Source organism: Pelovirga sp., from assembly GCF_059864205.1.
Window position 1 is genome coordinate 1 of sequence record NZ_JCBCBS010000172.1, and the last position, 1523, is coordinate 1523.

The following is a 1523-nucleotide window of genomic DNA, read 5'->3' on the forward strand; positions in this document are numbered from 1 at the left end:
CATTGAGAACTGGGGCAATTATAGCCAGTAAGACTGTGCTTCAACATAAAACAGTTGAACCGGGCATTTCTTGCCGTTGTCCACCCTGGGCATTGACTGCCACCGCCCCGATCCCTGCGATCGGGGCTTTTTTATGCCCAGGAAAGAAGTTGACCATGGGTCATCCACTGTTTGCGTAGCAACCAGTGGATGACCGAAACCATTCTGAAAGGGCTGGAGCAGGCCCTGGCAGAAATCGGCGAAGACAACGGCAGGACCCTGCTGTTGGATAAAAAGATGAGGCTGTCAATCTTCAACGAATTATATACCAATCCGCCCTCTTAAATCAGGCCTGATGCCGGTCGCTTTAGTGCATCAAGTCACAATGCGGAATACCCCGTAGCAGAGGCATTGCGAAGCGCACTGTTTATGCCGCACTCCAGCTACTTCCACGCCCTTCCTTGACCAAGAAAATCATTATAAAACAATAATTTATGATTAAAAAAAGATTCTTGATAAAGGCAGTTTCCGTACTACACTTTCACATGGATCCCAGAATTAACATCATAAAAGGAGGCTGTCATGAGAAGCACAAAAACGCCGTCATTTCATCTGGTTGTGCTGTTGGTTTTCTTCCTTTTTTTACCTGTGCTTCTAATTTCCTGCGGTGGTGGCGGTGGGGGTGGCGGAAGCAAGGATATCGCCTCCTCGGCCTACACCGGCGATCGCACCATGGCGTACCTCGATGCGGACAATGCCGAAGGTCTGATCCTCGGCGCCTACGGCGGCTTTGACTACGCCGACATTATGCCTTTGTCCCTGGAAACGTCCGCCCCCTCGGCAACCCGGATCGATGATCCCTATCACCTGGTGACCCTGATCAAGCAGATCCTTTTCATGACACAACCGGGCAACCGGGTAGCACCGCTCGGGCTGCTTGAACCCGGGGAATTGTGCAGCAACTATCCGGACGGATACACAACCGACACACTGAAAGAAACAGAGACCAGCGTCAAAGGTGACATCACCTTTTTTGACTGCAATGTTGGGGAGGGGCTCGACATCATAATCTTAAACGGCAAAATGACCCTCTCCATAGATTATGACGGGGAGCTGCTAACGCTGTCCTTTACGGCGAATCCCCTCTACCTGGACGACAGTGTCGACAGGTACGCTCTGTACGGCAAACTCGTTAGCAAAATCAATGAATGGGACGTGGTCAGTCACACAACCATCAACATGACCCTGGAAGAGCCCTCCGGAAAAACTTACTGGCTCAGAAACTACAAGATCGATTCTTTTGAGACTTATGTGAACTTGAATAATGATAATTACGATGGCACTGCAAGTACCATCAGTGGCCGTTACTACAGCAACGATTATGGTTATGTCGACTTCATCACCGAGGAAGTCATATTTGTCCCCCATAACGAATTTGCCCCGGTCTACGATGGACTCATTAAGTATACCGGCAGCGACGGATCCCATGCTAATCTCTGGCTGGGAGTGAACCGGGATGACTACTGCATCAACGTGTTCAATGC

General features: G+C 49.9%; 2 protein-coding genes. Both read left to right on the top strand.

Annotated features, from left to right (window positions below; translation table 11 throughout):
- Positions 1–189: 189 nt before the first annotated feature.
- A complete protein-coding gene (locus AC6F7T_RS11030) occupies positions 190–324 on the top strand; it encodes a hypothetical protein (protein ID WP_500718822.1) in 135 nt (44 codons plus the stop codon).
- Positions 325–561: 237 nt separating this feature from the next.
- Positions 562–1523: hypothetical protein (locus AC6F7T_RS11035; RefSeq protein ID WP_500718824.1), on the top strand; the 962-nt coding region annotated here is incomplete at its 3' end.